This is a genomic window from Paraburkholderia sp. SIMBA_054 (assembly GCF_046534875.1).
GTDB classification, from domain to species: Bacteria; Pseudomonadota; Gammaproteobacteria; order Burkholderiales; family Burkholderiaceae; genus Paraburkholderia; species Paraburkholderia hospita.
In genome coordinates, this window is record NZ_JAWRXV010000455.1 from 1 (window position 1) to 319 (window position 319).

Below are 319 nucleotides of genomic sequence, written 5' to 3' on the forward strand. Positions count from 1 at the left end.
CTGATCGACGCACGCTACGCGATCGTCGGGCGCGCGTTCGCGCGCGTGCCGCAGGCGCGAGTCTTCGCGAAGCGTTATGCGGGCGACGCCGAGCCCACCGCGGGCGGCGATCGCAATCTGGCCGGCATCCCGGCGATGAGCGCGTTTCGCATGCTCGACTGGCGCGGCGGCGCGGGCGCGCATGTGGACTTCGCGCCGGTGTGCCCGGCGACCGGGCGCGATGCGCTGCGCCAGTACTTCATGGTGAAGGCGCGCGCGGCCGAATACGGCTTCGATTACTACGGCGGATTCACGGCGGGCGTGCGTCATCTGCATCACA

General features: G+C 70.8%; 1 pseudogene. It reads left to right on the top strand.

Going from position 1 to position 319, the window contains the following annotated elements:
- A pseudogene (locus SB822_RS55885) lies at positions 1-319 on the top strand (FAD-binding oxidoreductase); the annotation flags it as partial.